General features: G+C 40.8%; 15 protein-coding genes. 5 read left to right on the forward strand and 10 right to left on the reverse strand.

The window, feature by feature from the left end:
* Positions 1 to 15 precede the first annotated feature (15 nt).
* Positions 16 to 2,715 (forward strand): sigma-54-dependent transcriptional regulator, encoded by a 2,700-nt coding sequence (locus ABC357_RS16215; RefSeq protein WP_412888504.1) that lies wholly within the window; start codon positions 16 to 18, stop codon positions 2,713 to 2,715.
* A 37-nt stretch (positions 2,716 to 2,752) separates the two neighbouring features.
* Here the strand turns inward: ABC357_RS16215 and ABC357_RS16220 are convergent, their stop codons facing one another.
* Positions 2,753 to 3,673, reverse strand: coding sequence for a substrate-binding domain-containing protein (locus ABC357_RS16220; RefSeq protein WP_412888505.1), 921 nt, complete (start codon positions 3,671 to 3,673; stop codon positions 2,753 to 2,755).
* A gap of 197 nt (positions 3,674 to 3,870) precedes the next feature.
* Here ABC357_RS16220 and modA point away from each other — a divergent pair, with 197 nt between their 5' ends.
* On the forward strand, positions 3,871 to 4,677 hold the full coding sequence (gene modA / locus ABC357_RS16225) for a molybdate ABC transporter substrate-binding protein (RefSeq protein WP_412888506.1): 807 nt from the start codon (positions 3,871 to 3,873) through the stop codon (positions 4,675 to 4,677).
* Positions 4,678 to 4,686: 9 nt separating this feature from the next.
* The gene (modB, locus tag ABC357_RS16230) at positions 4,687 to 5,343 is read left to right on the forward strand and encodes a molybdate ABC transporter permease subunit (RefSeq protein WP_412888507.1); all 657 of its coding nucleotides are present in this window, start codon (positions 4,687 to 4,689) and stop codon (positions 5,341 to 5,343) included.
* Between the two features lie 184 nt (positions 5,344 to 5,527).
* Here modB and ABC357_RS16235 read toward each other — a convergent pair whose 3' ends face one another.
* Positions 5,528 to 7,864, reverse strand: coding sequence for a diguanylate cyclase (locus tag ABC357_RS16235; RefSeq protein WP_412888508.1), 2,337 nt, complete (start codon positions 7,862 to 7,864; stop codon positions 5,528 to 5,530).
* 670 nt (positions 7,865 to 8,534) lie between these two features.
* Here ABC357_RS16235 and ABC357_RS16240 point away from each other — a divergent pair.
* Positions 8,535 to 9,236: a hypothetical protein gene (locus ABC357_RS16240; protein ID WP_412888509.1), complete on the forward strand. Its 702-nt coding sequence runs from the start codon at positions 8,535 to 8,537 to the stop codon at positions 9,234 to 9,236.
* Between the two features lie 155 nt (positions 9,237 to 9,391).
* Here the strand turns inward: ABC357_RS16240 and chbG are convergent, their stop codons facing one another.
* The 5 genes from chbG to ABC357_RS16265 all read right to left on the reverse strand — a co-directional run bounded on the left by chbG (position 9,392) and on the right by ABC357_RS16265 (position 13,771).
* Entirely contained in the window at positions 9,392 to 10,120 is a 729-nt protein-coding gene (gene chbG, locus ABC357_RS16245) for a chitin disaccharide deacetylase (RefSeq protein ID WP_412888510.1), read from the reverse strand.
* A 99-nt stretch (positions 10,121 to 10,219) separates the two neighbouring features.
* Positions 10,220 to 11,533 carry a 6-phospho-beta-glucosidase gene (locus ABC357_RS16250; protein WP_412888511.1) on the reverse strand — a complete coding sequence of 438 codons (1,314 nt, stop codon included), beginning with the start codon at positions 11,531 to 11,533 and terminating at the stop codon, positions 10,220 to 10,222.
* Between the two features lie 72 nt (positions 11,534 to 11,605).
* A complete protein-coding gene (locus ABC357_RS16255) occupies positions 11,606 to 11,929 on the reverse strand; it encodes a PTS sugar transporter subunit IIA (RefSeq protein ID WP_412888512.1) in 324 nt (107 codons plus the stop codon).
* A 157-nt stretch (positions 11,930 to 12,086) separates the two neighbouring features.
* Positions 12,087 to 13,427, reverse strand: coding sequence for a PTS sugar transporter subunit IIC (locus ABC357_RS16260; RefSeq protein ID WP_412888513.1), 1,341 nt, complete (start codon positions 13,425 to 13,427; stop codon positions 12,087 to 12,089).
* Positions 13,428 to 13,459: 32 nt separating this feature from the next.
* The gene (locus ABC357_RS16265) at positions 13,460 to 13,771 is read right to left on the reverse strand and encodes a PTS sugar transporter subunit IIB (protein ID WP_412888514.1); all 312 of its coding nucleotides are present in this window, start codon (positions 13,769 to 13,771) and stop codon (positions 13,460 to 13,462) included.
* A 356-nt stretch (positions 13,772 to 14,127) separates the two neighbouring features.
* On the opposite strand from ABC357_RS16265, the gene ABC357_RS16270 reads away from it, so the two are divergent.
* Positions 14,128 to 14,739 (forward strand): DNA-3-methyladenine glycosylase, encoded by a 612-nt coding sequence (locus ABC357_RS16270; RefSeq protein ID WP_412888515.1) that lies wholly within the window; start codon positions 14,128 to 14,130, stop codon positions 14,737 to 14,739.
* A 58-nt stretch (positions 14,740 to 14,797) separates the two neighbouring features.
* On the opposite strand, the gene ABC357_RS16275 is transcribed toward ABC357_RS16270, so the two are convergent.
* The 3 genes from ABC357_RS16275 to ABC357_RS16285 all read right to left on the reverse strand — a co-directional run bounded on the left by ABC357_RS16275 (position 14,798) and on the right by ABC357_RS16285 (position 17,492).
* Complete coding sequence (locus tag ABC357_RS16275) at positions 14,798 to 16,258, reverse strand: sodium:solute symporter family protein (protein ID WP_412888516.1); 1,461 nt, start codon at positions 16,256 to 16,258, stop codon at positions 14,798 to 14,800.
* On the reverse strand, positions 16,255 to 16,458 hold the full coding sequence (locus ABC357_RS16280; protein ID WP_412888517.1) for a DUF3311 domain-containing protein: 204 nt from the start codon (positions 16,456 to 16,458) through the stop codon (positions 16,255 to 16,257). Before ABC357_RS16280 ends, ABC357_RS16275 begins: the two co-directional genes overlap by 4 nt.
* A gap of 341 nt (positions 16,459 to 16,799) precedes the next feature.
* A complete protein-coding gene (locus ABC357_RS16285) occupies positions 16,800 to 17,492 on the reverse strand; it encodes a copper homeostasis protein CutC (RefSeq protein ID WP_412888518.1) in 693 nt (230 codons plus the stop codon).
* Between the last annotated feature and the right edge of the window lie 221 nt (positions 17,493 to 17,713).

Raw genomic sequence — 17,713 nt, forward strand, 5'->3', positions numbered from 1 at the left:
AAGGAGATGATGAAAATGAAACGTAAAGATTCCATACTACAGGCTATTCATCAGCACTTTAGCTATAATCAATCATTCACCACCCATGAATTGGCGGAAACCCTTCAGATGAACCGTGCGAATGTCAGTAATGATTTGAATCAATTGGTGAAAGAAAACCGGTTGGATAAAACAGCCACACGGCCTGTACGCTTTTCACTGAAGCATGTCCCTGCTCCTGTAACCGTTTCACAGGAAAACACTGATGATAAGCAGCCGTTTCTGGATCTATATTATTCTGAAAATATAAGTCTCCGGCCTGCCATCGATCAGGCTAAATCCGCTATCCTTTATCCCCCTCTTGGCATGCATACTCTTTTGCTGGGAGAAACCGGTGTCGGCAAATCGCTTTTCGCCAAGATTATGCATGCCTACGCCATCCAATCAGGACGACTCAGGGAAAAGGCACCTTTAATCGTCTTTAACTGCGCCGATTATGCCAATAACCCCCAGCTGCTTCTCGGGCAATTATTCGGTGTAAAAAAAGGGGCTTATACAGGAGCAGCGGAACAAATCGGATTATTGGAAAAAGCAGACAATGGCATTCTTTTCTTGGATGAAGTGCACCGCCTGACCCCGGAAGGGCAGGAAATGCTGTTCACCTTTATCGACCACGGTTTCTTCAGGAGACTGGGTGATGCGGAAGTCGAGCGCAGATCGAATGTATTGATCATTTGCGCTACGACTGAAGATCCAAATTCTGCCCTCCTGCACACCTTTAACCGCCGGATCCCGATGGTCATTACGCTGCCTCCTTTAAAGGACAGAACAACAGAAGAAAGATTTTTTTTAATCCAGCGTTTTTTTTCCGAAGAAAGCAAACGGATTGGCCGGAATATACAAGTGAGCAGCAATTCCATGAGATGTTTTCTCTTTTACCATTGCCCCAACAATATCGGCCAGCTGAAGGCGGATATCCAGCTTGCTTGCGCTAAAGCATATGCCGACTATATTACTGGAAAAAAAGCAGATATCCAGATTTTCTCAACTGATCTGAATTGGTATATCCGCGAAGGCTTATTTATTGAGAAAAAGACCAAGCACCATATCCACCTTTATGATGAAGCCTACACCTTTAGCTATACAGAAGGCCTGATGGTGCACGTTCATACCTCATCCGCTACCATCTATGATCAAATAGACCAAAAATACACTGAATTGAAGAGCAGAGGAATCGATAATACCGAACTGGCCGTATTAATGGAAAATGATATCCATAACTATTTCACCAATTACTTGCAAAGCATCAATAAGAAAATGTCCAAAGAAAATTTATTGAAGATTATCAACCATGATATTATTGCGATAAGCGAAAAAATTATTCTCCTTGCCGAAACAACATTGAAAAAAACCATTGATGAAAAGATCATGTCTGGCCTATGCCTCCATATCCAAACACTTCTGCAGAGGATTCAAGCCAATAAATCAATCTACCATCCAAATATCAATGGAATAAGGAACACCCATAAACGTGAATTCAATCTGGCATTGGAATGCATTAAAATGATAGAGGATGAGTTTAACGTCAATATTCCTTTTGACGAAGTCGCCTTTTTTACGATGTTTTTTATAATCGAGGATAAAAACAGGGTGACTGATTTAACCAAGGTCATTGTGCTTGCACACGGAAACGGCATAGCCAAGGAAATGGCCTCTGTCACTAATCACCTATTAAACAGCAACAGCGTCACCGGGATCGACATGCCGCTTCATGAGGGGCCAAAGGATTTTCTCGACAGGGTCAGGGAATTTGTCCGGTCGATTGACCCGCCAGCAGGTATTTTACTATTGATTGATATGGGATCGCTCGCCTTTATCGGAGAAATGATTGAAAAGGAATTCAAGATTCCGGTCAGAGTGATTTCTATGGCAAGTACTCCCCATGTATTGGAAGCCTCCCGGAAAGCACAGATTGGCTACGGATTAGAGGAGCTTTACAATGATGTCAAAAATCTGACATCCTTTTATATGCAGACAAAAAAAGAGCAGAACTCTGAAAAGCCATTGCTTAAATCCGTTATCCTGACCGCTTGCCTGACAGGGGAAGGAAGCGCTATTGCAATAAAATCCATGCTTGAAAGCTATTTACACTACGATAAAGAAATGGTCGACATTATCCCTATTTCTATTTACGACCGCCATGAATTGCAATCTATGCTATCTAAAATAGCAAGGGAAAGGAACATCCTGTGCATTGTCTGCAATTTTGACATCGAAGTGCCTTTTCTCACTTTCCATCTCAAAGATGTTCTCTCGATGACTGCGACAAAGGCCATACAGGAATTAATCACAATTGAAGAAGCCTATATCCGCATGGCAGACACATTAGGTGAAACGCTTCGGATTGCTGATGGGAGCCATCTTGTCAATAGTATCCGTATTGCTCTGCAAGACCTGCAAAATGATACGGATAAATTTGTTAATCTCGAAAGCCTTATGGGCATTGTCCTCCATATCAGTTGTATGGTCGACCGCCTGCAGCAAAAGCATCCGCTTACCAATTTCGCCAATAAAGAAGAGCATATCTCGATGAACTATCGGTTATATATCAAAACAAAGCAGTGCCTTTCTTCACTGGAAGCGCATTATAATATCAGCATTCCTGATGACGAAATATGTTATATTATGGATATTTTCTTGAAAAATGATGAAATCGTTCCTCTTAAAGAAGCATAAAAAAAGAAACGGGCCAGGCATATACTCGGCTCGTTTCCTATGATTCATAAATAACGGTACCTGTCAGTCGGCTGTCATATCCATTCATCTGTTTCAATTGTTTTTTAAATTCATTTGATTGAATAATCTTTTTGACTAGTTCAAGAGAGTCCGTTTGTTCTTTTTTCTTAAGGACGACTATGTCATACCTTTCTTTTACCAGAGGTATAAAATCAACATTGACCATTTTCGAGACACTCTCGATTCCTACCGCTGCATCTGCCTGCCCATTTGCAACTGCCGAAGCTACCGCAAAATGGCTCGTGAGCTCGTCCTCATATCCATTGACTGAATCAGCTGCTATTCCCTGTTTTTTTAATTGCTCGTCGAACAATATCCTGGCTCCGGATCCTTTTTCACGATTGGCCCATTTGATCTCCTTATTGCCTAAATCAGCCCACGTTTCGATTCTCTTGGGATTTCCCTTCTGCACGTAAATGCCTGCATTCCTGCACATCAAATTAATGAGAGCGAATGGATGGCTGACAAGAATCCGTTTCACATAAGGCAAATTGTATTCACCTGTTTCACCGTCATATAAATGCAAGCTTACAATGTCGCATTCCCCATTATACATAGCAATCAAGCTATTTAAGCTGCCATTATAGACACGAAGCGGTGTTTTACCTTTTTCTTTTTCAATGCTCTTACTTAAAATATCAAGCACAATGTCCTGGCCGCTGATGACAATCTGCCCATTCGCCTGCCGTGTGGCAGTAGCCTTCTGCTCGACTATCTGGCGATTGGTCTTATTTCCTGATTTATAACGTTCCAAATCATCATAATCAACTCGCATTTGCCGGCCAACTCTGTATGCCGGCAAAGCTTCTTTTTTTATCAGGTCATACACAGTTAACTTGGAGACCTTCAATAATTGGGCAACCTCTTCTATTGTATAAGAAGCATGTTGATAGTCCATTCTTCCATCTCTCCTTCCTATCAAATACATACCAGTCCATTATTTATGAAAAAGGTCTATATACTTTTCAGTATAAAATAAACCGAGCTAGTTTTGAACAATTAACAACAAATGCAGTATGGCTTGAATTATATCTTGTTATAACTAATTATATCTTGTTATAATCAATGGCGAAATCAATCGTTGGAGGGAACATAATGAATGTCAAGAAAATAGCCTTACTCTCTTCTATACTTTTATTGCTCTTTTCCTTATCTGCATGTTCGGGCACCAATAATAAAGATAGTTCAACCAGCAAATCAAAAAATAAAAAAGTGGCATTAACCGTTTCAGCTGCAGCAAGCTTGAACGATGCTCTATCAGAGATAAAAACGAAGTTTGAAAAAGCACATCCACACATAACATTAAAAACGAACTTTGGTGGTTCTGGTGCGCTTCAACAACAAATATCACAAGGAGCCCCTGTCGATCTTTTTATCTCCGCTGCCGAAGATAAATTCAACACACTCGTCAAAAATGGTTTCATTCATAAATCTGACAGTGTCAACCTTGTCCAAAACGAGTTAGTATTGGTTGTTCCCAAAAAATCCACATTGTCTATTAACAGCTTCGAAGATTTAGCAACGGCACCAATCGAAAAAATGGCAATCGGCACACCTGAATCGGTTCCTGCCGGATTATACGGCAAAGAAACATTGGAAACACTAAATCTATGGGACACATTGAAAAGCAAATTAGTATACGGGAAAGATGTGCGGCAAGTTTTATCATACGTTGAAACCGGCAATGTTGATGCAGGGATCGTCTATAAAACGGACGCCCTCGTTTCAGATAATTGCACAATTGCAGCTACAGCAAATGCATCAACGCATGCGCCTATTATATATCCTGCCGGCATCATCAAGGATTCTAAGCACCCAAAGCAAACTCAAGAGTTCTTTGATTACCTTCAATCCGATGCATCCAAAAAAGTGCTTGAGAAATATGGCTTTAAGACGAATTGAGGAAAGTAAATGATGGATGAATTTTTAGCGCCCATTAAGCTGTCCCTAGAAATCAGCATCGTATCAGGGATTGCCGTAATCATCATGGGAACATTGATTGGACATGTATTGGCAGTGAAATCGTTTAAAGGCAAATCCATTGTGGAAACCTTTCTGATGCTTCCTTTAGTTTTACCTCCATCGGTGGTTGGATTCATTCTGATTGTTGTATTTGGCAAACAAAGCTTTTTGGGAAAGGCAATTGAATGGCTCTTCAACCAACCGATCATCTTTACGTGGTGGGCAGCCGTTATTTCAGCAATGGTTGTTGCTTTTCCATTAATGTATCAATCAGCCAAAACAGGTTTTCACGGAGTCGATCATGATATTGAAGATGCTGCACGGGTAGATGGGGCAGGCAAATGGAAAGTATTATTCCTCATTTCGATTCCTTTGGCTTCACGTTCATTAGTGACAGGTGCGGTATTAAGCTTTGCTAGGGCATTAGGAGAATTCGGAGCTACCCTAATGTTTGCCGGAAACATCCCTGGAGTGACACAAACAGTGCCAACCGCCATCTATGTAGCCATCGATTCAGGCAATATGACAATGGCTTGGCTCTGGGTTATATCCATAATTCTTATATCTTTCTTGATGCTATTCGCTGTTCAAGTAAGACAACCATAATGATCTACAGTCAAAATTCCTTACTGCCAATCAGTAGAGCGGTAAGGAATTTTGAGTGTGCATCCATCTTTTAAAAGCAAACAACCAGATATAATGGTGAAATGCATCTATCCATATATGTAAAAAAGCCTAAGGAGTACACCTGTTATGGCATACTCCTTAGACTTTCAACACTTTACCCATTTCATAGACGTTTTGTTCTCTTCTTATCTTTTTTACGGTTATCTGTATAGATCGCATAAAAAATAGGATACTTATTTTCATACAACTCATGGACAAAAATTCCTCTTAAACTTACAGGAAAATAGTTCCCATCCTTATATTTCATGCGAATAGATAATTCAAACGGGGTTTTACATTCTAAAGCATCGCCAAACACCTTTAACGCCTGTTTTACATCATCCGGATGAACCTGGTTTAACTCATTAAAATCTGCAGACGACAAAACATTTGCAGGCGTTCCGGTAAGAAGAGCCCGCTTAGCGTTAAAAAACAGCATTTTAAATGTTCCGTCCACACAGGCAATCTTGGCAATCCCATCAGTCGATGTATCCAATAGGGCTTGTAAGTCCCTCTGGTTCACTCTAAAGGAAGCATTGTCAGCATCAGACCAATCCTCCCCAAAAATACTAAATGTATTTTTCCCATGATTTTTCGAAAAGAACAATGCCTGATCTGATTTTTCATAGAGTGCCGAATAAACAGTTCCATGCTGCGGAAAGAGAGCTACACCGACACTGGACGTTATGGGGTATGTTTGTTTTTCACTATATTGCTTTCTGCCTAGTTTGGAGCATAGCCGTTCCAATTTCCGTTTAAGGTCAGCCAGGCTATTGTAAGGCATAACGGCTACAAATTCATCTCCTCCAATGCGTCCAACTATGTCTGTTTCCTGAAATTGTGTCTTTAGTTCAGCAGCAAATTCTTGAATGACCAAATCGCCATATGAATGGCCTAACTGATCATTAATCCCCTTAAAATTATCTATATCCACTAATATAAATGCATACTCCCCCTTCTTATCCGCTTTTTTTTCTAGAAGTTCCGTAATTAAATCTTCAGTGCTGAGCTTATTATATAGGCCGGTAAGCGGATCTTTATACGATTTTTCTATCAATTTTATTTCATTCTTTTTCTCCGTATCGATGTTTTTTCGATACGATATCATGCGTACTGATTTATCTGAGTTCCAATAAAATATTCTTGCATTCACTCTCATCCATCTATATCCATCATCGGCATCGCCAATTAGAAAATCATATGTTAAATTTGTAATTCCATTATTGTAAGCTTCAAGAACATTGGATGGCAAAAATCTATCTAAGTATCCTTTCACATACTCTTCTTTTATTTGATGGCCAGCAATTAGTTTTAAAGCTTCATCGGCAGGAGTATCTCTGCTGAGGCCGATACTTTCAAAATAATCTTTTGTGCTTTCTCCGCCTGCTCGGTTATGGGTAATATCAAATTCATAGATACTCTCATAAAGGCCTTCGGTAGTTTGATGGAGCAATTTTTGATATTCCACTTCTTGTGATATAGTAAGCTTCACAATTTGATTCTTGTATTTTTTAATCAGCTTAGTAATGATAACTAGAACTGCCACAGTAATTAGAATAATGATAAGTACTCCTCTAAATAATTGGGATTGAAACCGTTTCTCTAGAGCAGACGTATCTTTTTCCACAACAAGACGCCATTTCAAATCTGGTATATACCGAGACACAATATAATCATTCTTCTTGCCGGATGAATACCAATAGGCCTGTTTTTGACTGTGATTATCCAGCAATCCATTCTTCAGCTTAGAAAATGGAGGTTCCTGTAGGATATTTTTATTTTTTGCATATTTTTCTTGGGAAGAAACTTGGACGGCACCATCATCATTGATCAAGAAAGCTCCGACATCAAATTTTTTATTATACTCCTTTAATATATCATGGAGATAATTTACCTTTAGTCCAATACCTACAATGCCCAACGTGGAACCATCCCTATCTTTAATTAGACAGTTTACAAAGACAGTAATTACATCATCGCTCGCCTCGTCATTATCTATATTCAATGAAAATTCCTCATTTTTATCCAAAAATGAATAATACCAGTCATTTTCCGGGTTTCCTTTGGCTAGCACCCTATCCAGTCCATTAAAATGATAATATCTATTTGACTTGGCAGATACTAAAAAAACAGAATCATATGTATATTTTTCTTTGTAAGCATTCAAATAGTCTCTTAACCTGGTAATATATTCCTTATCGTTGCCTTGCTGGTCTTCATAAGACAGGAAATTTTTTAAGAGGCTGTCATTTGCCATCGTGAGCGAAACATGGACCGGCTTCGAAAGGATGGTTTCCAATTGATTATAGATTCCATCTGCTGCAAGGGTGGAGACATGCTCAATATCTTTTTCATATATGCCGAAATTTGATTTATAGCTAATGATGGAGGTAATAATAAAGCCGATAGTGATGATGAAACAAACGATAATATTTGTATGCATTAATGTATCCTTTTTCATCGCACAATCCCACTTTCCGGCATCTATATTTCTCTTTCAAAGACAGTTAGCATTAGTTTAGTAAAATAGTAACTTTTTGCCATACCACAACCGATTTCCTTACCGCCGCCACTTATCCTTCACTTTCAACATCCAGTAAAAACGGAAATTCAACCAGCATTTCTGCCTTTCATAAACAACTTCTTTAGTATAAATACCTATGTAAAATAAAATTTATTCATTATTCTTATCTTTGTATATATTATATTACAAAAATTTAATATCAACTATACTCTACGGTATTTATAGAAAAAAGAACAGCTTCGCTGTTCTTTTTCACATTACAGAATAGTATAAAGAGGATGTAACATGGCGTCATTCTTAATACCCATACACTTTAGCGACTGGTGAAAAGTGCTCTCTTCCAAAGAAATAATCGGATTTTTTCAATTTGTTTTAAAAAACCTCTCTGTTTTTTCACTTTCTATTGAGATGATATGCTTATAGTAAGTATTCGTAAATGGAGTTGAATAAAAATGACGGCATTTATAAAATCTTTATCCTTTTCTATAATTGCGATTATCATAAATTCATATCTAATTATTCTAGCCATAAAACTGCTTCTTAAGCTTTAAAACCATGAAGACCATTATATGTCATTTATGCGCTTAGTAACGTAAAGGAGCCTTCCATGAGACAGAAATATCTTTTATTCAGTTTTGCCAGCTGTTTATGTTTAGCGGTATGTTTGGCATTTATCCATAAGGATATTACACAGAAGAGGCTCGAATCCTTGGTTAAAGAACAACTTGCAAGCAGCATTTACAAAAAGTATTTTTCACTTGAAACAATCGATTTTGGTAAAGAGATCATTACGATCCACACTAAACCGACCCGTTCATTTCTAAAATTGAAGTTAATAGATACATATGTATTGCTTGATACAAGCCAAAAAGGATTAGGTTACCAGTTGAAACAAACCAACAACCCCCTTTTTTTAAAAGACATACGATTTTCTATCGATACAGATAAGGGCGATTACCTATTCAAGGATACATTCCCTAACCGGGACATCCTTTATATACGTAATGGCTTTTTAACATATAATGACCTGACTTTCACGTTGAAAAACTTGAATAATTCTCCTGAATTTATCGATACATACATTACTCCCCTGATGGATGAAAAAGCTTCAAATGGAACTCGTGAATTCGATATAATGCAATTCATGGATAAGAATTATAAAGTGATGACCAACAATTACACCTATATCCGTGTATCGGATGAACAGTTAATGATGGATTGGGCAAGTGAAGAGTTCAACATATCCAAAAAGGAAATCAAAAAAATTTATTTAAAATGGAACTTTACAGCGTTATTGGAGCACTTTTAAATCCTCTCCAGGCAATTGAAGAGGCACCATTACAAAAGTAGCAGCAATTCGCCGCGCAAAAGCGGAAAACTGCTGCTATTGCTGGAGGGTTCCAAAACGTGGATATGCTAAGTCTAATAGGGGGAGACTGCAGCTCGATCTTCAGAAGGAAAAAGTTATATATTTATTTCATCGTTGATTGATAGTAGACAGGATTGCGGCAGTTTCGCCTCCATTAGTACCTCGACCTCTTTCATCCTTGGGAAGGTATAAGAAGAGTTTTTGTACAGGAATTCATCCAAATATCCTGGATGGCACATGATTTCAACTCTCTGCCCATCTACAACCCTGCCAGGCAGGGAGCTAAAAAAATCTGTACTTACTCCCTCTCCATAAAAATCGAATAATGAAATATCCGAGTTCATTGCAACCCCCTTTATTCCTTCCCCTATCCTTCTGACAGGCACATCGTACATATTGGCCAAATTACGGACAACCCCTTGCAGCTCAGGAATCATATGTACATGATGGTGGCTATCGAGATGAGATAAAGCTCTGCCATAGGTCAGAAATTTTTCAATTTGGGCTGTCCATTCTTTCTCCACTTCTCGAGGATCAAGGTCAAAACGTTCCTTTAGATCATTCACCTTTTTGAAAGCGCCCTTCTCCGTAATCAATGTTCCGACTCCCTCAGAAAGCAAAGGCGAACCAGCTGTCAGCACTAAATGTACCCCTAACGATAAATTCTTATGGTGCACTGCCAGTCCAAATGCATGTTCCACCTCTCCCATATTCATCATTACAGTGGCCGAATTCAAAATTCCGTATTGATGGGCATCGATTATACCGTAGTTGACACCCCTGGATAATCCAAAATCATCTCCATTAATGATTACCTTTATCATCTCTTAACCTCCTTTTCTGCCATTCAACGAAACACGCAGACAACCTCTAAAAAAAAGAGGGAAGGCTATGCTTCCCCATCAAATATTTATAAAAACCATTTATGCAAATTGAGGCAAGTATTCCTTATGCGCCTCCAACATTTCATCCAGGATCTGTTTAGCGACAACATCGGACGGCACTAACGGATTGATCGCCATAGCAAGCAAGGCTGTATTGTAATCTCCGGTCACTGCCGCTTCGCAGGCGACCCGCTCGAACGATTTAATTTGTTGGACCAATCCTCTAACTGCTACCGGCAAATCCCCCACCGATACAGGTTTTGGGCCATCCTTCGTAATCACACAATTCACTTCAACCGCCGAATCAGACGGAATGCTCGCGATCGCTCCATTGTTCCGCGTGTTGACCGGTTGTATATCGCCTTTATTATTATAAATGCTGGTCATTAGGCTGCAAGCGGCTTCGCTGTAATAAGCTCCTCCTCTCTTTTCCAATTGGGGCGGCTTTATGTCCAGATTCGGATCTTTATACAGCTCAAATAATTCCGCTTCAAGTTGTTTAACTACAACTCCGCGGCTTCCATTTTCAGCAGCTTCTCTCTGTTCCTCTTCAAGCATTTCCCGTGTTTTGTAATAGTAGCGGTGATACGGGCAAGGAATCGCTTGAAGCGCCTGAATAAACTCCGGTTCCCAGTCCAAAGAGGCAATATTCTTCATCGTCATGTTTTGCTCCTTGGAAGTCAGCATATCGATAACATCCTTTGTCACTTCTTTGCCGTCCAAATAGACATGCAGCCCGAACACCATATGATTTAATCCGGCAAAATCAACATGTACCCGCCCGCTATCAACACCAAGCCATTCAGCAATATTCATTCTGATATGGATTGGAACATTGCACAGGCCGACCACTCTTTTGAAAGAGGTATAACGAAGAACTGCTTCCGTCACCATTCCCGCTGGGTTCGTGAAGTTAATCAACCATGCATCCGGGCACAATTCTTCAATATCCTTCACAATATCCAGAATAACCGGTATGGTGCGAAGCCCCTTGAATAATCCTCCCGGTCCGTTTGTTTCCTGGCCGATCACTCCATACTTCAATGGAATTTGTTCATCCAGAATACGGGCATCAATTTGCCCTATGCGCATTTGCGTGGTCACAAAATCCGCATCCTTCAATGCTTCCCGGCGATCCAGCGTCAGATGGACCTGCATGGGCACTCCCGCTTTTTCGACCATTCGCTTAGCCAGTTCACCGACTATATGTAACTTTTCCTTTCCTGCTTCAATATCGACCAACCATAACTCCTTAACCGGAAATTCATCATATCTCTTAATGAACCCTTCGACCAACTCAGGTGTATAGCTCGAACCTCCGCCGATCGTCACTACTTTAATTCCATCTTTCATCACTTTAGCCCCCTTGAAATAAAAGAAAAGAAGAGAAACAAGCTAGACTTCTCTTCTTTACATATGACATCCTTATTCTTTCGCCATCTTTTCATGCAAGAAGATAATTTCTTCAGCCAATTCTTTTACAGTAATGGTTGTCATTAAATGATCCTGCGCATGAACCATCAAAATAGTTACATCATTCTTCTCTCCATTGGCCTCTGCCTGGATAAGAGAAGTCTGCGTTCGGTGCGCTTCATTCAATTCCCCTTTAGCGGATTCCACCTTTTCTCTTGCTTCCCCAATTTTCCCTTCACGTGCCAGATACATGGCTTCCATGATACTGCTGCGGGCATTCCCGCTGTGAAGGATCAATTGGAAAGCGATTTGATCTACTGATACAGACGCTGTCATGAGGTCTCCTCCTTTTCGTAAAAATAGTGCTTTTTTAATGGCTTCCCGCCATTCCCTACTACTTATCCTATGGCGGGAAGCTGTCTGCTTCCACGGAATAGAGCCCTCTTTCAAATTAGATGGAGTCTATTATTCATCCACTTAAGCGAAGATGGAATTAAGCAGCCTGGCCGCCATTCTTGGCTTCGTTCAATTTCTTTTGATCCATTCGTTCCTGGATCATAACAAAAGGGAAATAGATGACAATGGATATAATCAAGTTAACTGCTGCAAGCACCGCACCCGACACGTGCCCCCCTGTTGCGAGGAATCCACCAAACACGGCAGGCGTTACCCAAGGGATCGTCGTCACAACCGGATACACGATATGGGTCGACACCGCAATAAATGAAATAGCGGTCAATACAAGCGGTGTCAGGATAAATGGTATTGCCCAGATCGGATTCAATACAATCGGCATACCGAACAAGACAGGTTCATTAATTTGGAATATCCCTGGCGGCATTCCTAATGCTACCATTTGTTTCCGTTTCTTGGAAGCGATCCACAAGGATATCAATAAACCAAGCGTCGCACCGGAACCGCCCAAGAATACAAAAGCGTCGAAGAAAGGGCCTGCCATGACATGGTATTTATCCATATCCGTTACCTTGGCAGCGTACATATCAATATTTTCATTTCCTAGCTTTGTGAACAAAGGTGTTGTGATTCCGCCCAGGATATTCGGGCCGTGCAATCCAAGCATCCAGAACAGGTGGATCAATAATGCTAGAGCAAGCGCAAACGGCAATGAATCCGCTGAATTGGTCAATGGAGAGACCAAAATCCGGTTAATCCAATCATGGAAATATTCTCCGTTTGTAACCATGCGGAAAAGCAAAGAAACTAATCCAAAGGCAAAAATAGTGATCATACCGGGAAATAATTTGGCGAAAGACCGGGAAACCGCTGGTGGCACGCCATCCGGCAATTTAATGACCAAATATTTCACTCTCGATAAACGCACAAACAATTCAGTTGCCAATAATGAAACAATAATACCGGTAAACAAGGCAGTTGAGTTGACGTATGAAATAGCGAAAAAATCTCCTGATGTTCCTGTGACTGCTTTTCCTTGAATGGTTAACGTAATATTAGCTACACTCGGCGAAACGACAAAGAAGCAGGATAAAGCGACAAGCATCGCTTCAAAGCCATCGTCATTATAAGAGCGCGCTAATTTATATCCGATTCCGACAACTGCGAAAATCGTCATAAAGGCAAGTGTACCGAACCATATATCCCCGCCTAGCTGGCGGTAGTTATCGCCGAAAATCGCAAGCATCATCTTATTATATGGTTTGATAGCTTCTCCCAGGTTGTTAATTAAAACAGCGAACGCGCCAACCATCGTAATGGCAAGCATACCGATCAAGGCATCACGTATGGCTAATAGATGCCGCTGGTTCCCAAGCTTCGTGGCCCCGGGAAGTATATATTTCTCCATAAAATTCATCATGGCCAATCATCCCTCATTTCCCTCATATTCTTTTATGCTTGTGTCCCTGCGAGTGCCAGTGCATGCTCCAGGACTTTCTCACCGTTCATCATTCCGTAGTCCATTGGATTGATGACATCGACTTTAACCCCTTTTGGGTCTGCAAACCCTTTCATTTGTTTCAATAAAAATCGTACTTGCGGCCCCAGAAGCAGGACATCGGCTTCATCGATATTGGCACGTGCCGCATCCCCTGATACAGCCCAAATTTTCGCTGTAATCCCTTTGGCCTCAGCCGCTTTCTCCATTTTTGAAACAAGCATACTCGTTGACATTCCTGCTGAACAGACTAACAGAATATTCACGTTCTCATCCTCCCCTTCTATTGTTCCAGCCTCTTATCCCGTATCGGTTCTCTATAAATAAATGTTCGGTTTGTAAGGCTGTGTGATTTGTACATAAAAACAATATGCAAATGCCATGCCAACATTTAGGGGTTTTCTTCAAAAAATAGGTTTCTTGAATGGATACAAGGTGTATAAGCTATAAATAATGGAAGATTATATCGAAGAAGCAGAAAGTGTTTTCATCATTTTCTGTAGTGTTTCACAAAAAGGAGGATTGTGTTTTATAAAGTTGATTAGTGTTTTACTTTTCATAGGAATTGGAAAAAAAATGAATTAGTGTTTAATCTAGAATAATGCAAGGAGAATTGAATGACATGATAGAGGATGAAAAAAAACATTTCCTGTCGCCGCAAATACTCACTCCTGACTTTTATCTTCAGCCCACCCTTGAGCTTGCTCGGTCATTACTGGGATGCTTGCTCGTCAAAGAAAACGGGGATAGCGCCACATCTGGATTCATCGTTGAAACGGAGGCTTATTTAGGCCCTGAAGATCAAGCGGCCCATAGCTTTAATAACCGCCGGACAAAACGGACAGAAATAATGTTCCAGCATCCAGGGCATATTTACACCTATGTCATGCATACCCATTGCCTTGTGAATGTCGTATCCGCCGAGCATAATCGGCCTGAAGCCGTATTGATCCGCGCTATAGAACCCTTTACCGGCATCGAAATAATGAAAAAGAGAAGAGGCATGGCAGACCTTAGAAAGCTTACCAACGGACCTGGTAAATTAACAAAAGCAATGGGCATTACCATGAATGATTATGGCCATACCTTTTACGGTTCCTCATTATATATCGCGTCCGGCTATAAGCCTTCGCATATATCATCCGGCCCCCGCATAGGCATAGATAATAGCGGAGAAGCAAAGGATTATCCTTACCGCTTCTGGATAACAGGCAACCCCTATGTATCAAAATAAGGAGTATGCACAAAAACACATACGCTGAGTGTACGTGTTTTTGTGTTTATATTACCGCCTATGCCATGGCATGGGTGCTTTTTTTCTGTGTAAACAGGCTAATCAGCATCATAATGATTACATTCATAATCAAAGCTAAGAACGAACTGTTAATATCTGTTATCCATACAGGAAAGCCTGGCAGCAGCTGCTTAAGGGTTGCCCCTGTCAAGGTCATAGCGAGAACAGTCGCTTCACCTGCCATAATGCCAGCAATCACCCCTTGTTTCGTCATTTTATTCTGTTTCATAAAACTGAAGAACAAGGACGGAGCCATCTGGATAATCAGGCTGTAGCTCATTATATTCAATACAGCCATCGCTTCGCCTCCCTTTACGGCAAAGTAGACTGCCACTGCTGACATGCATATGACCAACAGCTTCGAAATCAGCAGCAATCGCTTATCGGTAGATTTCGGGAATATGACCTTATATACATTTTGTGTAAGCCCTGCAGCAGTGGACATTAACATGACCGAGGTCGGAACCAGCGCAGTCAAAAGCCCGGCTGCCCCAATCAGCCCGATAACCCACGGATCGAATGTTTGAATGGCAAGCTTCAACAGTGCAAGATCGCCGTCTGCTCCCTTTAGGCCAGGGATAATCGTGACAGCTGAAAACCCAATAAAAAAGATGAATAATAGCATAATCGTATAAATCGGCAGTGTAATGGCATTTTTCCGCAGATTCCGTTCATTTTTAGCAGATAGGATAACCATAAATGAAGTAGGCATAATATAAAATCCAATGGCACTGAATAATACGGTAGAGATAAACCACGAAGGGCTAAAACCTTCAGACGGCAGAGTCAGCATTTCCGGCTTGAAGGATTCGATGCTTTCAAACAAAGGCCGAATGCCTCCGAAATAATGCATCGGTATATAAATGCCGAGGAATAAAACAACCAACACAATCATAAAATCCTTCAGAACTGATGTCCAAGCTGAACCATGGATTCCAGATACCATAATATATACAGTCACCACAACAGCGCCTATAGCGCTTGCCCATTCAGGGGTAATGCTTCCATAGGAAGCCTGCGATACGATGATGCCAAGCCCTCTGAATTGGATAACCACATAAGGAACGAGGGCGATGCATCCTACAATCGCCGCCAGCATTCCCAATCCCTTGCTATCGTACTTTGAAGCGAAAAAATCAGGCTGGGAAATCAATTGGTGATCCTTGCAATACCTCCATATTTTCGGAGCCAGCCAGTAGGATAAAATATAAGCCAAAAAGATATAGGCAGGTACATAATAAGCGGCAGCTCCCCTGGTATATGCCCAACCGCTCCCCCCTAAAAATGTAAAGGTCGTATACACTTCTCCGGCTATCAAGAAAAAGACAAAGAATGTCCCGAATCCTCTGCCTCCGACAGCCCACTGTTCCATATCCATATCTCTTCCCTTAGTAGACCTTATTCCAAGGTACAAGGCCAGCAACAGAAAGAGGCCAATAATCAATAAAGGAAGATTCATGATTGCTTATCCTCCTCTTTATTATCTGGATCAAACCGATAAATGACCAAAAGGATGATAGGAGACAGAACCATCCATAACACCAGCCAAAAAAGAGAAAATGGCATACCCAGAACATAAGGGTCAATGCGGTTAGCCCAAGGCAAAAAACCTAAATAGCCGATAAACGGCACTGCAATCAATAGCTTAATCCATTTCATAAATCCTTACCCCTTTCTCTCTGCCCTTCACTTTCCTTGGACTTTTTCCAAGCATTATCTTGCTAGCTTTTGTGAGGTAATCACACAAATTCCATTCTACATGTCTACAATTCTATCGGAATAAAAAAACATCACGCTTTTAGAAAGAATCCTTCCTTTTCTATACCTAACAAAAGACAGAGTATTACATTTATTCATTATAAGGATTTACAGTAGAATCCAGCAACTTTCAGAAACGATCGACTCACTGGCAATTGCCACTTTGCTTTGCCCGGTTCCTCGGGCATACTTTTCTCCATATAAAAAGGGCACTATGAAAGCGCCCTTTTTTGAATAATTTCTTATTCAGCATGCAATGCCGCTAGTACTGTCTGCACCTTATCCTCATCAAACCCGTTCGCAAGCGTCCCATCAATACGGACACCAGTGCCGAAATGGTATTCATCAGCGTGAAGGAAGCTGTGAAGTTCCGCAATATTGGTTGGCTGCAATCCTGAACCGACTAATATTTTCGGTCCGCGCCATACATCAGACAGTGTCATCAACTGCTGCAATTGCTCTCTACCTGTAACTGCGTCCTTCTTGCCTCCCGATGTAAGGATGCGGCGAATATGGCTGCTGTATTGGCAAAGCACTTCAAGCCCATCCGCTTGATGATGCAATTCATCGAATGCACGATGGAACGTAATATCGAAGCCCGGCGCTGTTTGGATTACTTTTTCCAGAAGTTCCTGGTCCACTTCCCCGTTCTTCAGGCAACCGAAGACAATCCCCTTCGCTCCCAAAGCCTCCAACGCCAATATGTCTTCACGGATTGCGTACCAATCGCTTTCATCATATTCAAAGCCATAATTATGAGGTCTTATCATTACTTGAACGGGTATGGATACATTCTCTACCACCCGCTTAATAATCCCGTAACTCGGGGTCAAACCGCCCTCAGATATGGCTGAAACCAATTCAAGGCGATTCACTCCAATACGCTCTGCCTGAATGGCATCCTTTTCATTTTGGACAATACATTCTAAAATCATTGTGTTTCACCTGCTCTTTTATTTAAATCTGCGCATTCATAAATGTCTATGAACATGCGTTCTAGCAATCTGCTTTTTACATCCTCATTATAACCGAACTTATTCGATACGCTACTATATTTCAATAATCTGTAGATATTTAATAGATGGACTTTTATATAGACATGGCAAATCGAGCCTTTTCTCTTACTTTTTATCCAATTGCCCCCTATTTCAAACTA

The organism is Bacillus kalamii (assembly GCF_047238185.1).
Lineage (GTDB): Bacteria > Bacillota > Bacilli > Bacillales > DSM-1321 > Bacillus_AD.